16 protein-coding genes, 1 tRNA gene and 1 riboswitch are annotated in these 16,741 nt (G+C 37.0%); of the genes, 16 read left to right on the top strand and 1 reads right to left on the bottom strand.

Features of this window, described 5'->3' with window-relative positions:
* Positions 1–25: 25 nt before the first annotated feature.
* The 16 genes from U5921_RS14370 (at position 26) to U5921_RS14295 (ending at position 15,751) form a co-directional block, all read left to right on the top strand.
* Positions 26–1,084 (top strand): hypothetical protein, encoded by a 1,059-nt coding sequence (locus U5921_RS14370; RefSeq protein WP_324824146.1) that lies wholly within the window; start codon positions 26–28, stop codon positions 1,082–1,084.
* Entirely contained in the window at positions 1,066–3,768 is a 2,703-nt protein-coding gene (gene polA, locus U5921_RS14365; protein ID WP_324824145.1) for a DNA polymerase I, read from the top strand. The genes U5921_RS14370 and polA overlap by 19 nt, the downstream gene beginning before the upstream one ends.
* A gap of 19 nt (positions 3,769–3,787) precedes the next feature.
* Positions 3,788–4,375 carry a dephospho-CoA kinase gene (gene coaE / locus U5921_RS14360; protein WP_324824144.1) on the top strand — a complete coding sequence of 196 codons (588 nt, stop codon included), beginning with the start codon at positions 3,788–3,790 and terminating at the stop codon, positions 4,373–4,375.
* A gap of 31 nt (positions 4,376–4,406) precedes the next feature.
* Complete coding sequence (locus U5921_RS14355; RefSeq protein ID WP_324824143.1) at positions 4,407–6,002, top strand: ABC transporter substrate-binding protein; 1,596 nt, start codon at positions 4,407–4,409, stop codon at positions 6,000–6,002.
* A gap of 59 nt (positions 6,003–6,061) precedes the next feature.
* Positions 6,062–6,146 (top strand) — tRNA-Leu (locus U5921_RS14350).
* A 148-nt stretch (positions 6,147–6,294) separates the two neighbouring features.
* On the top strand, positions 6,295–6,888 hold the full coding sequence (locus tag U5921_RS14345; protein ID WP_417765018.1) for a GNAT family N-acetyltransferase: 594 nt from the start codon (positions 6,295–6,297) through the stop codon (positions 6,886–6,888).
* A 72-nt stretch (positions 6,889–6,960) separates the two neighbouring features.
* On the top strand, positions 6,961–7,371 hold the full coding sequence (locus tag U5921_RS14340; protein WP_324824141.1) for an ester cyclase: 411 nt from the start codon (positions 6,961–6,963) through the stop codon (positions 7,369–7,371).
* A 103-nt stretch (positions 7,372–7,474) separates the two neighbouring features.
* Positions 7,475–8,695: a glycoside hydrolase family 3 protein gene (locus U5921_RS14335; protein ID WP_324824140.1), complete on the top strand. Its 1,221-nt coding sequence runs from the start codon at positions 7,475–7,477 to the stop codon at positions 8,693–8,695.
* 35 nt (positions 8,696–8,730) lie between these two features.
* Entirely contained in the window at positions 8,731–9,456 is a 726-nt protein-coding gene (locus tag U5921_RS14330) for a hypothetical protein (RefSeq protein WP_324824139.1), read from the top strand.
* Between the two features lie 69 nt (positions 9,457–9,525).
* Positions 9,526–9,717: a YwbE family protein gene (locus tag U5921_RS14325; RefSeq protein WP_324824138.1), complete on the top strand. Its 192-nt coding sequence runs from the start codon at positions 9,526–9,528 to the stop codon at positions 9,715–9,717.
* 134 nt (positions 9,718–9,851) lie between these two features.
* Positions 9,852–10,613: an MBL fold metallo-hydrolase gene (locus U5921_RS14320; RefSeq protein ID WP_324824137.1), complete on the top strand. Its 762-nt coding sequence runs from the start codon at positions 9,852–9,854 to the stop codon at positions 10,611–10,613.
* A gap of 137 nt (positions 10,614–10,750) precedes the next feature.
* Positions 10,751–10,972 (top strand): hypothetical protein, encoded by a 222-nt coding sequence (locus U5921_RS14315; protein ID WP_324824136.1) that lies wholly within the window; start codon positions 10,751–10,753, stop codon positions 10,970–10,972.
* A gap of 49 nt (positions 10,973–11,021) precedes the next feature.
* Complete coding sequence (locus U5921_RS14310) at positions 11,022–11,189, top strand: hypothetical protein (protein WP_324824135.1); 168 nt, start codon at positions 11,022–11,024, stop codon at positions 11,187–11,189.
* Positions 11,190–11,384: 195 nt separating this feature from the next.
* On the top strand, positions 11,385–11,834 hold the full coding sequence (locus U5921_RS14305) for a GNAT family N-acetyltransferase (RefSeq protein WP_324824134.1): 450 nt from the start codon (positions 11,385–11,387) through the stop codon (positions 11,832–11,834).
* 15 nt (positions 11,835–11,849) lie between these two features.
* On the top strand, positions 11,850–12,989 hold the full coding sequence (locus U5921_RS14300; RefSeq protein WP_324824133.1) for an exonuclease SbcCD subunit D: 1,140 nt from the start codon (positions 11,850–11,852) through the stop codon (positions 12,987–12,989).
* Positions 12,986–15,751, top strand: coding sequence for an SMC family ATPase (locus tag U5921_RS14295; RefSeq protein ID WP_324824132.1), 2,766 nt, complete (start codon positions 12,986–12,988; stop codon positions 15,749–15,751). The genes U5921_RS14300 and U5921_RS14295 overlap by 4 nt, the downstream gene beginning before the upstream one ends.
* Positions 15,752–15,900: 149 nt before the next feature.
* Here the strand turns inward: U5921_RS14295 and U5921_RS14290 are convergent, their stop codons facing one another.
* The gene (locus U5921_RS14290; protein ID WP_324824131.1) at positions 15,901–16,173 is read right to left on the bottom strand and encodes a hypothetical protein; all 273 of its coding nucleotides are present in this window, start codon (positions 16,171–16,173) and stop codon (positions 15,901–15,903) included.
* Positions 16,174–16,383: 210 nt separating this feature from the next.
* Positions 16,384–16,592: riboswitch (cobalamin riboswitch) on the top strand.
* Positions 16,593–16,741: the final 149 nt, after the last annotated feature.

Below are 16,741 nucleotides of genomic sequence, written 5' to 3'. Positions count from 1 at the left end.
CAGAAAGGAAGAGAGGAGGAATGAAATGAAAAAAAACTTAGATGAACTGGATATCATCAATGAACAGGATGAGCAATTAAATGAAATTTTAGACTTACTTCATGAACTTCCTTCAGTCGCACTTCCAACCATATTTGACTCGAGATTAAAGCAGGCACTTAAGCTGGAACGAAAAAAACGAAAAAACTTAATTTGGAAACGATTTAGCGCAGTAGCTGCGGTCTTTGTCGTAGGATTTTTATCTGTTTTTTTCTTAAAGGAAGGGAATGTAATTATTCCAACCGGAATTCCAATTGAAAATCAAAAACAGGAATCGGGCAAAAGTATACAGCAGGATGAAAAGAATGAAATATATGGCGCATATGGCGCTTTAAAAGAAGATGAAGATCAAAAAGAATCCGATGAGAATCAAACTTTAAAATCACTTGTTTCTGATAAGACACAAGTGCAAATGAAAGAAAAAACAGAAGCGATAGCAAGAGAGAATGAGCAAATAGCGGAAAGTACAGCTGCAGAAGAGAATGCGATTTTTTCCAAAAGTAACTTAGCAAAGTCCGCTTCCGAAAAACCATCAAGAAGTTTCACTTATTCTGGAACAATTGAAGAATTTAATCGATGCAGTGAGACAAAAATAACTAATTTGATTGAAAAAATCAACCAACAAAATACGGCTTTAATCAAGTCAAACAATTCTTCCGCTGCCAGTTTAGAAGAATCCATTTATGAAGAAATAACACCAGCTGCTCTGAAGCTTTATCAAGATTTTTTTAATGGACAACAAGTGACTTATAAAAAGATGCTAAAAAACTCTGTTTTAGGTGAGCGCCAAGACTATAAATTACAGGGAAATGAAAAATCGACTCAGGTTACAATAACCAATTTAAAAGATGGCATTCATATTTCAGAACCTATTTTAGATCACGCAGATTGGCTGGATCAACAGCTTTCAAATACAACATATCTTTTTCAAGATTATGAAACGATAGATGAAGACTCTTTTATTTTTCATGTAACTATTTTGGTTAATGAAAATGGAGAGCAGGTGAATGAAGTAAGGAGTATTGTATGGAAACCAACCGAATAATTATTATAGATGGAAATAGTTTGATTAATCGAGCTTATTATGCCATACAGAGACCTATGATGACAAAGAGCGGACTGTACACCCATGCGGTGTACGGTTTTCTTAATATGTTAAATAAAGTGGTAAAAGGGCAGGAACCGAAATATATACTGGTGACTTTTGATCGAAAAGCGCCAACTTTTCGTCATATTGAGTATAAAGAGTATAAAGCGGGGCGAAAAAAAATGCCTATGGAGCTTGCAGCACAGCTTCCCCTTTTAAAAGAAGTTTTAGAAGCGATGAATATAAAAATACTTGAAATCGATGGGTTTGAGGCGGATGACATCATTGGTACAGCTTCAAAAAAGGCAGAGAAAGAAGGCTTGCAGCCATTGATTATATCCGGAGACCGTGACGAACTGCAATTAGCTACAGAAATCACAAAGGTTATGATTACAAAAAAAGGAATTTCTGAATTTGAATTGTATGATAAACAAGCAATGATTGATAAATATGGATTTACGCCGGAGCAGTTTATTGATTACAAAGGGCTGATGGGGGATCAGTCTGACAATATACCGGGACTTCCCGGGGTTGGTGAAAAGACTGCGCAAAAACTTATTTTGCAGTTTGGAAACGTAGAAAACCTTTTAAAAAATACAGAAGAAATCAGCAATGCAAAACTGCGAACCAAGATTGAAGAAAATGCACAACTGGCGATGATGAGCAAACGCTTGGCTACCATTTGTACTGAGGTTCCGATCGATATTAATTTTTCAGAATGTTTCATGCAAAAGCCGGATTATGAGAAACTGATGGAGCTTTATCACAAACTGGAATTTAACAGCTTGATAAAAAAACTTTCACAAGAAGGTGTTTCTGTCAGCATAGAACAGGAAGGTTCAAACAATCTGGAAAAACCCGCATTAAAAGAAGTTCATTTCATACAGACTATTGATAAAAAAGAGGATATGGAGTTCATAAAGAAAGCGTTTGAAAAAGAATCTACTGTTTATTTAAAAATATTCACTGATAATAATCGCAGAGAGAAGCCGATTGTTTATGGGATTTCTCTATTGACTGGAGATGAGTTCTTTTATCTTTGTACAGAAAAAGAGGGCATTTTGGAAGCATTCATTGAACTATTGAATACATGCTCTCTTAAATTTGCCGGACATCAGCTACAAACAGAGTACTATGCGCTTTTATCCAATGGCCTTTCTGCTCATTGTCTCGATACTGCTTTTGATAGTGCAATCGCACAGTATTTATTAGAACCAACGAGAAGCAAATATGAATTAAAGACCATATTGTTTGATTATGCGCAGCAGGAAATTCCAGATGAAAAAGAATTCTTATCTAAAAATGGTCAAATGGATCTTTTTTCAGATCAAATAAAAAAATATCAAGAATACGGAGCAAAATGGTGTGCAGCAGTTGCTTGTATAGAGCAGATTATAAAAGAAAAACTTTCTGCTGAAGAATTAAATGAAGTCTTTTATGAAATTGAACTGCCCTTAATTACGGTATTGGCATCTATGGAATATCAGGGAATGGCCATTCATAAAGAAACTCTTCTGGAAACGAGTGGTCATATCAGCGGACAAATACAAGAATTAACTGATAAAATTCACGAATTGGCAGGAGAAGTTTTTAACATCAACTCACCGAAACAATTAGGTGTTATCTTATTTGAGAAATTACAACTAAAAGGGGCGAAGAAAACAAAGACAGGATATGCTACGGGTGCGGACATCCTAGAACGATTATTGGAAGAACATCCAATTATCCCTTTGATTTTGGAATATCGCATGCTCACGAAACTAAACAGCACTTACATCGAAGGGATTTTGCCCTTGATTGATTCAAAAGGAAAGCTCCATGCGCATTTTCAGCAAACAGTGACTGCGACAGGGAGAATCAGCTGTACGGAACCAAACTTGCAAAATATCCCAATCCGTCAGGAATTAGGGAGAAAATTGCGTAAAGCATTCGTACCGGAGAGCGATGCGTTTACTTTAGTTGGTGCAGACTATTCACAAATTGAACTTCGAGTTTTAGCACATATGTCGGAAGATCCGACTTTAATTGAGGCCTTTAATGAAGGAGACGATATTCATAGGATTACAGCAGCAAAAGTTTTTGGAGTAGCAGAAGAAGATGTAACCAGCTTGCAAAGAAGCAACGCAAAGGCAGTGAATTTTGGTGTGATATATGGAATGAGCGGATTTGGCCTTTCTTCAAACCTCAATATCAGCAGAAAAGAAGCAGAAAAATACATTGATGAATATTTCAAAAAGTATACTAGAGTAAAAACATTTATGGATGAACAGGTTGCATTGTGTAAAGAAAATGGTTATGTGACTACGATAAAAAATCGTCGCAGAAATATTCCCGAAATTAATGCCAGCAATTATATGGTACGTCAATCCGGTGAACGTTTGGCGATGAACTCTCCGATACAGGGCAGCGCGGCCGATATTATTAAGATTGCAATGATTAAGGTTCATAATGAGCTTATCAACAAACAAATGAAATCCAGTCTAATTCTGCAGGTGCATGATGAATTGATTCTACAGGCACACAAGGATGAATTAGAGCAGGTAAAACAGTTACTGGCAGAGAATATGGAGAACGCTGTGAAAATGCATGTGGTCTTGTCTGTAGATTTAAATACAGGAGATAACTGGTATGATTTAAAATAGAGATTGAGGTAGTCTTTAAATGAAAGTGATTGGACTTACAGGCGGAATCGGTTCCGGAAAATCAACGGTCTCAGATTATTTGAGAAATAAAGGAATAACCGTATTAGATGCAGATCAGATTGCAAGAGAAATCGTACTTCCCGGAAAGGAAGCTTTAAAAGAATTGCTTGCTTATTTCGGAGAAGAAATCTTGCTTGAAAATGGTTTGTTGAACCGTAAGAAGCTTGGAAAGATTGTATTTTCAGATCCAGATAAAAAATTAAAGTTAGATCAAATTATGCATGATAAAATACGCAGCCAAATATTAAAAAAATTACAGGATGAAAGCAGTCAAGGTGCACCCTACATTATTCTCGATGCTCCATTACTGCTTGAAACTGGAATGGATAGAATAGTAGATCAGATATGGATTGTAGAGATGCAAGACACGCTTCGAATCAGCCGAGTCATGAAACGAGACAATTTAACTGAGGAAGAAGTAAAGGCTCGCATTTCTCAGCAAATGAGCACAGAGGAAAAAAGAAAAAAAGCACATAGTATTATTGATAATTCTTCCGATTTGGAAAATTTATACGCACAAGTGGATCAATTGCTGGCAAATTTATAAACCGTTAAAAAAAGATATATTGGAGAATGAAATGTTTAAAAAAAAGCTTTTATTTATTTTAGCAATTTTATTGGGATGTACCAGTATTACCGCTTGCAGCAAGGCGGTTCCTTTTTTATCAAATTCCGATGAAGAGCAAGCTCAGGTAACGACCTCCAATGAAGTAAAGGTTCCCATTCATAAGATCCGATCCTTGAATCCTTTGAATACAGCGGATGAAGATGCTTATTATATTAACAAGTTAATTTATGAGGGGCTTTTTGCTTTAGATGAAACGTTACAAGCTGTACCGGTACTAGTCTCCTCCTATGAGTATAATCAAGAAAAGGCATCACTTACAATCCACCTTAAAAATGGAGTGAAGTGGCACGATGGCACGAATTTTACCGCAGATGATGTGAAATACAGCATCAATTCTTATTTATCTGCTAGTTATTCTAGTACGTTTTTATATAAGAATTCAATTAATAAAATAAAGTCGGCAGCAGTTAATGGGAGTCAGTCTATAACCATTACATTCAAATCAGCAAAAGATATGGCCGTTGAAAACTTAACGTTTCCAATTATGCCAAAACCGTCATCGAAAAAAGAAAAGAGTATGCAAACAGCAACAACCGATTTTAAGCCGATTGGAACCGGTCCTTATAAAATTAAGGAGATTAATGGAGTTCAAGAAATTATTTTGGAAGGCTTTTCGGGATATCATGCCTCACCAGTACCGAGTAACGTATTAACATTTCGAGTTGTTCCAGATCAAACAGATGCGATCAATTTATTTGAGATACAGGATTTGTCCATTGCTTTTTCAAAAGAGATTAACCGTGATACTTTTTTAAATAACAACGATGCACATTCCATTCCTTTTCCATCAAATGAAATTGAGTTAGTAGGATTCAATGTAAATAAATTAACGGATAAGACGGTGCGTAAAGCAATTGCATATACGATTAATGCAGAAGAAATCATGGAAACAGGCTATTTCCGAAGCGGTGTACTGAATGATTCTCTTTATTATCCTGGATATTTGGGAAGTGACGAGAAAGAAAATTTACTAAAGGTTGATTATGAGAAAGCAAAAGAGCTTCTTACGAAAGCAGGCTATATCGATCGAGATGGAGATGGAATTCTCGAAGATACAAATAATGAAGAACTTACCATTCAGCTTCTTGTAAATGCAGATAACTCTTCTAGAAAAGTTGCAGCACAAACAATAAAAACAGGGTTGGAAAAACTAGGGATTCGTGTACAGATTGAAGAGAAAAACTGGGATGCCTATCAATCAGCTTTATCGAATAAAAATTATGATATTTATGTAGGCGGATATCGGATTGCAGAAACTTTTGATCTGCGCTTCTTACTGCATTCACAGCACTCCAATCCAGCTGATTATTCTAATACTAAGCTAGATACACTGCTTGATAAGATGCAGTCCGGTGTTACAGAAGAGCAGCGCAAAAATACATTTTCACAAATAAAAGAGATTTTAAGTGAAGATATGCCGTATTATTGTCTTTTTTATAAAACGTATGGTGTGAGTGCTTCCAGTGGCTTAAAGGGTGAAATTACTCCGACTTTTTTTGATATATATCGTGGTTGCTCTGAATGGCGATGTGAATTCAGCTATTAAAAAAACTTTACATTAACTATAAGATATGATAGTATGTATATCGTGGTAAAACACGATATGCGGTCGTGGCGGAATCGGCAGACGCGCACGGTTGAGGGCCGTGTGGGTAACACCGTAAGGGTTCAAGTCCCTTCGACCGCACCAAAAAAAGTCATGTATGAGGATTTACCTCACACATGACTTTTTCGTTTTATGAAGAAAAGCAGAATGTAATTATTTTAAATATTATTGCGTTATACATAGGCAGGACGCAGCGGATTAGTTATATAAATATAATATTGTTAGTAATCAAATGAAAGAAGGGCTTATAGTGAACACAAACGTCTCGATCAGGATGGCAACGGAGGCGGATGCAGAAGAAATTTTAAAAATTTATTCCCCTTATGTTACAGATACTGTTATCTCTTTTGAATATGAGATCCCATCTATTACTGAGTTTTCACGGCGAATCAAGGACACTCTGCAGATGTATCCCTACATCGTAATATTGGAAGAGAAGCACATTGTTGGATATGCATATGCATCGGCATTTAAAGGACGTGAGGCATATAATTGGGCTGCTGAAACCACCGTCTATCTGAAGCAAGATTGCAGGGGGAAGGGTTTAGGCAAAAAGCTATATCTTACTTTAGAGGATATCCTTAGACGTCAGAACATTATCAACTTGAACGCCTGCATTGCATATACCTCTGTTAAAAATGTGTATCTCAGTAATACAAGCGCGATTTTCCATGAACATTTAGGGTATTCAAAGGTAGCTCACTTTACAAAATGCGGTTATAAATTTGGCAACTGGTATGATATGATCTGGATGGAAAAGATACTTGGAAGACATCCAAACGTGCCTGATCCGGTCATTCCAATAACAGAGATTCAAGCATTATAAACATGACTCCATGTGTGAGTTAAGAATATGTATAAAAATAATTTGTAAAATTGAGATTTGAGGAGGGATAAAATGACAAATAAAGACATTGTAAAATATTTCTACGAGACAATCATTTCTGAAAATCGACTTGAAGAACTGTCAAAATACATATCTGAAGATTGTGTTTTGAAAATTGGAGAAAAAATAATACCAATTGGATTGCGAGGCATGAGAGAGCATCTTGCAGATGTAAAAAAGACCTATCCTGATTATACGATGAAAATGATTCGCCAATATTCTGATGGTGATTTTGTAATTTCTGAATTCATTATGGAAGGAACACATAAGGGGGAATGGATTGGGATAAAGCCCACAAATAAAAAATTGGCTTTCACAGGAGTAGACATAGATAAGATTGTAGATGGTAAAATTGTTGAGCATGGCGGTGCAGTAAATACGTTTGACACCTTATTTGAACATCATTTAATCCAACCTGTATAAATTGAAAATTTTACTAGAACTTTAGGCATAACACAAAGCGACTTAACTAAAGTTTCATCTGAGAACATTTACTGCTCAGCTTAAGATGAAAATAGGAGACGGTATGGATATTAAGACAAAAAGTTTAAAAAATGTTATTAATGTATTGATTCTCATTGCAATCTTTACTCTTGCCTCATGCAGTCCGGCAAAAGGAGAAGATTCGGATTCTGCAAATAATATACCGGATATGCATCTTAATAAAACACGTTGCAAAGCAGAGAAGTTGCTGAGTAGCATGACATTAGAGGAAAAAGTTGGTCAGCTATTTATGATTCGTCCAGATTCACTTAATCCAAATTTGACAGCAGAGCAAATCAGCGATGTTTCAAATTATGATGTAACAGAATTGAGCAGTCAAATGACTGAATCATTACAGCAATACCATGCTGGTGGCATTGTAATTTTCCAAAAAAATATTTTATCACCTATCCAATTGACTCGGTTTATTGATGAAATGCAGGGTGAAAGCAAAATCCCATTATTTGTAGGAATTGATGAAGAAGGCGGCCCTGTGTCTAGAATTGCAAATTCAAAGGAATTTGACGTAACGACGTATGAAAGCATGGCCCAAATTGGAGCGATGGAAGACAGTGAGAGTGCAAAAAATGTAGGCTTTACAATCGGGTCTTACTTAAAACAATATAAATTTAATTTAAATTTTGCTCCGGTTGCTGATGTGAATACAAATCCCAAAAATATTGTGATTGGAAATCGCTCTTTTGGCAGTGATCCCATACTTGTAGCAAAAATGGTGTCGGCAGAAATTGAGGGATTTCATAAAGCTGGAATTATGAGCTGTATAAAACATTTTCCCGGTCATGGTGATACTACAGGCGATACGCATAAGGGATTTGTATCCACAGAAAAGACATGGGAAGAATTAAAAGAATGCGAGCTGATTCCGTTTATGAGTGCTTCCAAAGATGCAGATATGATTATGATTTCACATATTACGGCACCGAACGTGACTTCTGATGATCTACCATCTTCACTTTCCAATGAAATGATTGAGGAGAAGCTGCGAGGAGAAATGAACTATAATGGAGTCGTTATTACTGATTCAATGGCAATGGGAGCAATTACACAAGAGTATACAACTAATGCTGCTGCCGTTAAGGCTATTTTAGGTGGAGCTGATATTATCTTGATGCCTGAAAATTTCAAAGAAGCTTACGAGGGAATTTACAGCGCGGTCAAAGGCGGAAAAATCAGTGAGAAGCGAATCGATAAAAGTGTATTGCGTATCTTGTCTTTAAAAGAAAAATATGATTTACTAAAGTGAGTCTGTTTTGTAAAAGAAAGGAAAGCTAGAATTCTATGAAATATTATCCATGCCATATTAACATTAACGAAGCAGAGGGGTATGTTTTTACGACAGGAGTTGAATTCCGAGTGTTTATCAATGCATTACCGCAAATTCCGAACGGGATTTTAATGCTGAAGGGGACTCCTGAAAACGCACAATTTGATCTTCATACATGTCTTGAATACATCTCTCAAGAAGATATGCCTTTGTTTCTTTCGGAGGATGTATATAATTACGGTGACTTCTGCTGGGCAGATTTCCAATCGGAAGGTGATCTTAATAAAATAACAGATGAAGAACTTTCAGAGCTGTTGTTTGCTGCACATTTGAAGAAGCCGTTGACAAAGAGCTTTTTTCCGTCTCTAAATAATGAATATTTGTACCTTTGCCATGATGATGAATATTGGGTAAAGATATATATGAGAGATGTGAAAGCTTATAAAACGGTCATTGAGCAAAAAATTCGATCTGTATTTATGGGTCGCAAAAGGAGTATGACACCAATTCCTGATGATATATTAAGCGAACTTTATCATTTTTTCATTGGCGGAGGTACATTCGATTTTGAAAACTGTACGGTATCCTCCATTCATACAGGAGTTCGAATGTATCCAGCTAAAAATGTAGGCCTCTGTGAGGATAATATTCACAAATCATTGGATCGACAGCGTAATATAATGGGAATCGGGCGGTATTTGGAATACAATCCAAAAACAAAAAAATGGGCACTGTTGTAAGTTATATTTATGGAGAATTTCAATCAGACTGCCCAAGGAGAAACTGCAACTCAAAATGGAGGAGGGAAGATGAACGGACAAAATAGAGCGAATGTTAAAATTGGTACAAAAGTAAAAATTATATTAAAAGCGGACCAGAAAACTGGAAAACTTACAGAGGGAACAGTCGAAAAAATATTGACTAACAGTGCTTTTCACCCACATGGTATCAAAGTAATGTTAACAGATGGACAAGTGGGAAGAGTTCAGGAATTAATTTAAATTCATTAAGATGTTCTTTCTGCAGAAAGAACTTATGCAGTGATATTAAAAGAAGTTCTGAACTTTCCATTCTTCATATAATTGGTTTAAACGATAAACAGAGAATTTAAATAATAAGAGGGAGGAATTGATTAATGAGTGATTGGTTTACAATAGATCAGATTGACAAAGATACATACATTATTAGTGAGTATCGGCATTGGGAGGAAACGCATTGCTATTTACTTAATGGTTCTGAGCGCAGCCTTTTGATTGATACAGGGTTGGGTATCAGCAATATTTATGACGAGGTAATCAAGTTAACGGACAAGCCGGTTACAGCGGTGGCAACGCACGTTCATTGGGATCATATTGGTGGACATAAGTATTTTCCTGATTTTTATGCTCATAAGGATGAGCTGAATTGGCTAAATGGAGAATTTCCACTTACTATAGAGCAGATTAGGGAAATGGTCATCGACCGATGTGATTTACCGGAAGGTTATGATGTTAACACCTACGATTTCTTTCAGGGTACGCCAATAAAATTGTTGAGCGATCATGATACGATTGATCTTGGTAATCGTTCCGTTTCTGTGTTGCATACACCCGGCCATTCACCCGGACATATGTGTTTTTTTGAAAAAGAACGAGGGTATCTGTTTACAGGTGATTTGGTTTATAAAGACACATTATTTGCATACTATCCGTCTACTGATCCGGAAGCTTATCTTTTGTCTTTAAAAAAAATTGCGAAACTCCCAGTAAAGAATGTATTTCCTGCCCATCACACGTTGGATATTGGACCTGAAATACTTATTCGAATGAGGGATGCATTCGAACAATTGAAGGCAGAGGGTAAACTACATCATGGAAGCGGGATCTTTAAATATGGTGATTGGGGCATATGGCTTTAATCCCTTCAATGATGTTTAAAACAGTACTTGTATTTTGATGTTGTATACAAGTCCCCAGCTGGTTTTAGTTTCAGCTCCACCTGATCTTTATGAAGGTGCAGGTATCTTCGTCTACACTTACAGCACTGGATTATAAGATGCAACATGTTTTTCAAAATGAACAATTTAATTCTGAAATTCTTGATGTGCCGAATGTTTTAGTGTATGTATCTTGCAGCCATGATACACCGATACAAGTTCTTAATAAAATTACATCTAAAATAAAGAAGCATGTTCAATCAGAAGTACAGATCAAAGTGGGATGTGGAATGTGCGATGAAGAAGATTTCATACAGCTCTATATAGTTGGAAGCAACTAAAGTTCAGGCTTACAGGATAAAGTTCATTGCATATAGAAAGAGATGAATTATGGAAGAATTAAATGATTTTGATATACCATATCTGGAAAACAAGTTATTTAGTAAATGGAAAGAAGAGCGAAATTATGCTTATTTTGTAAAAGATGGAGTGGTGAATCCACAAATATGGAAAAAGCAAAAGATTAAGATTACATTTGTACTAAAAGAAGCAAATTGACATGCAACTTTTAAAAAATGGTATGAAGATATGTGTATCATAGCAGAAAATCTGGTGCGTTGATAAACTTCTCTATTTTTTTAAGATGGATAAACCTGTTCGGAAAACTTATAGTTTTTAGGTGTCAAGCCAGAGGAACAACATTTGATACAACGCCGTCAGAGCGCAGAAATGCGATTCGATAAGGAGATGCATATGAGAATTGAGAAAATAGAAGCTGACAAAAACCGCGATGCCCTGTTACTCATAAAAAGAACATTTATGCAATATGAAGCTGCGGATTTTTCTGAAAAAGGGGTAAGCTCTTTTATGAAAATTCTAGATGATAAAGATTTTATTAATGAAATTGAAATGCTTGGTGCATACATTAACAGTGACCTTGTGGGCATGATTGCAACTAGAAACAACAGAAAACATATCACTTTATTCTTTGTAGATAGCAATTATCATAGGCAGGGAATTGGAAAAGCACTTTTTAACCGAGTACTTCAAAATAATAATAACGATAAAATAACGGTTAATTCATCACCTTACGCTGTCTCTGTGTATCTGCACTTAGGATTTGCTGCTGATTGCGAAGAATGCCTTGCGGATGGCATTCGTTATGTACCAATGACGTACACAAAAGAAGCAGTTATTGAGTAAGGGAGAAGAACGAGCATGAAACTAATTCACTTATCTGACCTTCATCTTGGAAAGCGTGTCCATGAATTTTCTATGTTAGAGGATCAAAAATATATATTGGATCAAATCATCAAAATCATTGATAATGAAAAGCCTGACGGGGTTATCATTGCAGGAGATGTGTATGATAAAACCGTCCCGCCTGCTGAGGCAGTTCAGCTGTTTGATTCTTTTCTGGTCTCTCTTTCTCTGCGAAATCTTAAAGTATTTGTAATCAGTGGAAATCACGATTCAGCTGAACGAATTTCGTTTGGCTCACGTTTAATGGATAAAAGCGGTATCTATTTAGCACCTGTATATGATGGCAAAGTCGAACCAATCGTTTTATCAGACCCCTATGGTGAAGTAAATATTTATATGCTTCCATTTCTGAAACCTTCTCATGTAAAACGATTTTATGAGGAAGAAGAGATTACATCCTACACCGATGCAATTTCTATTGCCGTTCAGAACATGTCTGTGAATGAGACGGAACGCAATCTCCTTATTACGCATCAGTTCGTTACAGGAGCGTCTCGTTGCGATTCTGAGGATATTTCTGTAGGTGGTTCCGATAATGTGGATGCTGCAGCTTTTAAGGGTTTCGATTATGTGGCTTTGGGACATCTTCACAATCCGCAAAATGTGGGAAGTAATACGGTTCGATATTGTGGCACTCCGTTGAAGTATTCTTTTTCGGAAGCCGATCGGAAAAAGGCAGTTACAGTTGTTACTCTTTGTGAGAAGGGCAGTATTTTTATAGATACCATTCCATTAATCCCGAAAAGAGATCTGAAAGAAATAAGGGGAACGTATACAGAAATTACCCAAAGAAGCTTTTATGAAAAAACCAGTTACCGGGAGGACTATGTACATATTACCTTAACCGATGAAGAGGACATTCCCGATGCAGTCGGAAAACTGCGTACAATCTATCATAACCTAATGAAACTGGATTACGATAATAAACGCACACGTTTTCATTTTGAGATTTTGGGAGATGACAGTGTCGAACAAAAAACACCACTAGAGCTTTTTTGTGAATTCTATGAAAAACAAAATAATCAACCGATGCGAGAGGAACAACAGTCATTTACTTCTGATATGATACGAAAAATTTGGGAGGACGAAATATGAGACCGCTTAAACTGACCATTTCTGGGTTTGGTCCCTATGCAGGAACTACGACGCTCGACATGGAAAAGATTGGACAAAGTGGCCTTTACCTTATTACAGGAGACACCGGCGCAGGAAAAACAACTATATTTGATGCCATCACTTATGCCCTATATGGGGAGGCGAGCGGGGGCAGTCGCGAAGTTTCGATGCTGCGTTCCAAATATGCTGAAATAAATACGCCGACTGAGGTAGAGCTTATTTTTGAGTACAGAAAAAAAAGATATCGAGTGAAGCGAAACCCGGAATATGAGCGTCTTTCAAAACGAGGGGAAGGAACAACAACTCAGAAAGCAGAAGCTGAATTGATTTACCCTGACGGGCTGGTAATTACCAAAACAAAGGAAGTGACTGCTGCCATTATTGATATTATGGGGATTGATTATCATCAGTTTTCACGCATTACCATGATTGCACAAGGTGAATTCCTTAAGCTTCTGCTTGCATCGACTGAAGAACGAAAATCTATATTTCGCCAAATTTTCCAAACGAAGCGATACCAGACACTGCAAGAACGGATCAAAGCAGAATCGGGTAGTTTAAAGAGTCAGTGTGAATCCCTTAAAAGTGGGATTAGTCAGTATGTTTCCGGCATTTGCTGCGAAGAGGATGATGAATTGTATGCGAAGTTTGAACAGGCAAAGGCAGGAGAGCTTACTTCAGAAGAGACGATCGCATTGATTGAAAAATTGATTCAAAAGGATTGTGAAGCGGAGAAGCAAAAGAAAAACATGCTTGAAAAAGTGGAAGAGCAACTAGCGGAAATTAGTACGCAGTTAGGAAAGGCAATTGCAATTGAAAAAGTGAAAAAAAACCTTTCCAGTACAGAAGAAATGCTGCTTCAAAAAGAAAAAGAAGAACAGCACTTATTTACGATATTGGAATCTGAGCAATCAAGACAAGCAGAGCATGAGCAGCTTAGTGAAAGAATAACGATGGTTCGCAGCCAGCTTCATCAATATGATGAATTGGATGCTTCAAAAGAAAAATTAGAACAGATGAATCGCACCTTTTTAGAAAAGAGCAAGTATCTGGATCAAAAAAAAGAAAAGTTAGAAGAAGAAATGCTGCAACTTATGGCCTTGAAAAAAAAGTTAAATAACCTAAAAGATTGTGAAACCTTGAAGGAAAAACTGATCAATCAATATGAGAATGAAAGGCAGCGGCTTGAACGTTTAAATGCACTCGCTAATAGCCTTAATAGCTGTATGAAATTAGAGAAAAAGCAAAAAGAGGCACAGGAAGAATACAGAGATGCTCTAGAAGTGGCAGAGCGTGCGCAACGAGACTATAGTAATAAAAACAGAGCTTTCCTTGATGAACAGGCAGGAATTTTAGCCGAGATGCTGCAAGAAGGAGAAGCATGTCCGGTTTGCGGTGCTGTGGAACATCCTTGTTTAGCCGTAAAATCCAAAGGTGCTCCTACCGAAGCAGAGCTTGAAAAAGCCAAGAAAAACAATGAGAAAATGCAGAAGAGAGCGGCTGATGCAAGTACAGCGGCAGGAGAACTTTCCGGTCAAATTTTTTCAAAGAAGTCTGAGATTGAAAAGAATTGCACGGATCTTATTGGTGTGTATAATTATGATGCAGTTCCAGAACGACTTTCACATGCTTTGGAGAAAGCAGAAGCAGCGATTGCAGACTTTGAAGAGAAGATTTCGATAGAAGAGAAAAAGGTTAAAGAAAAAATTAAGATTGAAAATGAGATTCCGATAGGAGAGACGAAAATCAGAGAATGGGAAGATGAAATATCGGGTCTAGACAAGTATACTTCTACACTTTATGCAGAAATCGAGAGCATGACTGCTGTATGGAAAAAGCAATCGTCGAAATTAGAATATGAAAGTAAATCTGATGCAGAAAAGATAATCCAAGAGATGAAAAGGAAAAGAACAGCAATGGAAAAAGCGCTGGAGCTTGCACGAAGAGAGCATCAGGAAATGAAATCTCAGATAGACGGATTGCAAGGGAAGATTCGGGCACAAAAAGAACAACTTAAAGATGCGGACTGTATTGATATTAATTTAGAAAAAGAAAAACAGGCGGCATTGCTTCTAGATAAGCAATCTCTAAATCATATTTTGACTGCGCTCACTTCCCGAAGCAGCAGCAATCATTCAGCTCTTCATAACATCCATCGACAGAGCAGAGAACTGGCTCGGCTGGAAACTAGATGGGGATGGGTAAAATCCCTTTCAAACACGGCAAACGGAAATATAAGCGGAAAAGAAAAAATCATGCTGGAGACTTATATACAGATGACCTACTTTGATCGGGTTATCGCTCGCGCAAATACGAGATTTATGAAAATGTCCAGCGGTCAATATGAACTGAAGAGAGGAATCGAAGCAGACAACAACCGGAGTCAAAGCGGACTTGAATTAAATGTGATTGATCATTACAACGGGACAGAGCGCAGTGTCAAGTCTTTATCGGGAGGAGAATCTTTTAAAGCATCGCTTTCACTAGCCCTTGGACTTTCAGATGAAATTCAGTCCTACGCAGGAGGAATCTGTTTAGATTCCATGTTCGTCGATGAAGGATTCGGTTCTTTAGACGAGGATTCATTGCAGCAAGCAGTTAAAGTACTGGCAGGCCTTACGGAAGGCAAGCGACTTGTCGGTATCATTTCCCATGTAAATGAACTTAAGGAAAAGATCGATAAACAAATTGTCATAACGAAAGAAAAATCCGGCGGAAGTCGGGTGACGATTCTTTCCTAAATTTCTTTACTTTTTTCCATACATATTTCATAGGTACGTTACGTGTTTATTTACGCTGTGTAACACAAAGATATTGTTAATCGAAATTTTCAATTACTATCTGCCCCGCATAGGTTAATGCAATGCTGCCAAATTCTATGAAGGGAATATCAAATAAGAAGTCCTCGTTCTCTTTTCCTTGTGCTACAGACCGGAGCGAGCGCTACTGATTCTAAATGGCTTGACTTGCTGCTTTTCAATATAAAGCGGGCCAAAGGTAAATAAGGAATCTGTGCTAATTGTTTTAGGAATTCCGTTTCTTCTTCCGATATTTGCATTTTTTTTTGATGATGTCCGCAATTACATCCACAGCAACTATGCTCGTTTTCGTAAGTGCTTTCATGGTTGCTTTGGCAGCAGCAGCCTTTTTGTGTGGTATTCATAATATAATCCTTTCTATTTAAGCAGGTAATTCAAAACTAATTCTTAATAATTATTAAATTTAAAGTTAGCTTAAACTAACAATCTAAATAGAATAGCATAGGATAGTTAGGTTGTCAATAAGCTGTGTAATACGCAGAGTGTTCTTTCATTGAAAGGGGAATTGAAAGCTAGTTTGACAAGCGAGTAAGAAAATGAGATACTGAATATAAATAAAATAGTAAAGTTTATGTTCCATCAGTAGAAAGTTGCTGATGGCTAAGATGGAACTCCGGTGCAAATCCGGGACGGTACCGCCGCTGTAAGTGAGGAATCCAAGCCGCAGCTATGGAAAGTAGCAACCACTGAGTAAAACTTGGGAAGGTCGGCAAAGGGTGATGATACACGAGTCAGAAGACATGCATAAGTTTTAAGCGCAGGAAGCTATGGTAAACAAATTGTATTGTAGTGTGTAATGTGCATAAATAGATCCAGTTAAAAACGGAACTGTGACTTTCATCTAGTCACAGTTTTTTTATGCTACAACATGACTTGTCGATAAGCTGTTTCTACATAATTGGGCAGAAGTTT

The sequence above is a fragment of the Sinanaerobacter sp. ZZT-01 genome (assembly GCF_035621135.1).
GTDB lineage: Bacteria > Bacillota > Clostridia > Peptostreptococcales > Anaerovoracaceae > IOR16.
This window is presented reverse-complemented; position numbering and strand designations above follow the sequence as displayed.

Coding starts and splice junctions, on each gene's coding strand:
- U5921_RS14340 (WP_324824141.1), top strand. CDS start 6,961: ATGACAAATAAAGACATTGTAAAATATTTCTACGAGACAATCATTTCT.
- polA (WP_324824145.1), top strand. CDS start 1,066: ATGGAAACCAACCGAATAATTATTATAGATGGAAATAGTTTGATTAAT.
- U5921_RS14310 (WP_324824135.1), top strand. CDS start 11,022: ATGGAAGAATTAAATGATTTTGATATACCATATCTGGAAAACAAGTTA.
- U5921_RS14370 (WP_324824146.1), top strand. CDS start 26: ATGAAAAAAAACTTAGATGAACTGGATATCATCAATGAACAGGATGAG.
- U5921_RS14335 (WP_324824140.1), top strand. CDS start 7,475: ATGGATATTAAGACAAAAAGTTTAAAAAATGTTATTAATGTATTGATT.
- U5921_RS14300 (WP_324824133.1), top strand. CDS start 11,850: ATGAAACTAATTCACTTATCTGACCTTCATCTTGGAAAGCGTGTCCAT.
- coaE (WP_324824144.1), top strand. CDS start 3,788: ATGAAAGTGATTGGACTTACAGGCGGAATCGGTTCCGGAAAATCAACG.
- U5921_RS14355 (WP_324824143.1), top strand. CDS start 4,407: ATGTTTAAAAAAAAGCTTTTATTTATTTTAGCAATTTTATTGGGATGT.
- U5921_RS14315 (WP_324824136.1), top strand. CDS start 10,751: ATGCAACATGTTTTTCAAAATGAACAATTTAATTCTGAAATTCTTGAT.
- U5921_RS14320 (WP_324824137.1), top strand. CDS start 9,852: ATGAGTGATTGGTTTACAATAGATCAGATTGACAAAGATACATACATT.
- U5921_RS14330 (WP_324824139.1), top strand. CDS start 8,731: ATGAAATATTATCCATGCCATATTAACATTAACGAAGCAGAGGGGTAT.
- U5921_RS14290 (WP_324824131.1), bottom strand. CDS start 16,173: ATGAATACCACACAAAAAGGCTGCTGCTGCCAAAGCAACCATGAAAGC.
- U5921_RS14345 (WP_417765018.1), top strand. CDS start 6,295: ATGAAAGAAGGGCTTATAGTGAACACAAACGTCTCGATCAGGATGGCA.
- U5921_RS14325 (WP_324824138.1), top strand. CDS start 9,526: ATGAACGGACAAAATAGAGCGAATGTTAAAATTGGTACAAAAGTAAAA.
- U5921_RS14295 (WP_324824132.1), top strand. CDS start 12,986: ATGAGACCGCTTAAACTGACCATTTCTGGGTTTGGTCCCTATGCAGGA.
- U5921_RS14305 (WP_324824134.1), top strand. CDS start 11,385: ATGAGAATTGAGAAAATAGAAGCTGACAAAAACCGCGATGCCCTGTTA.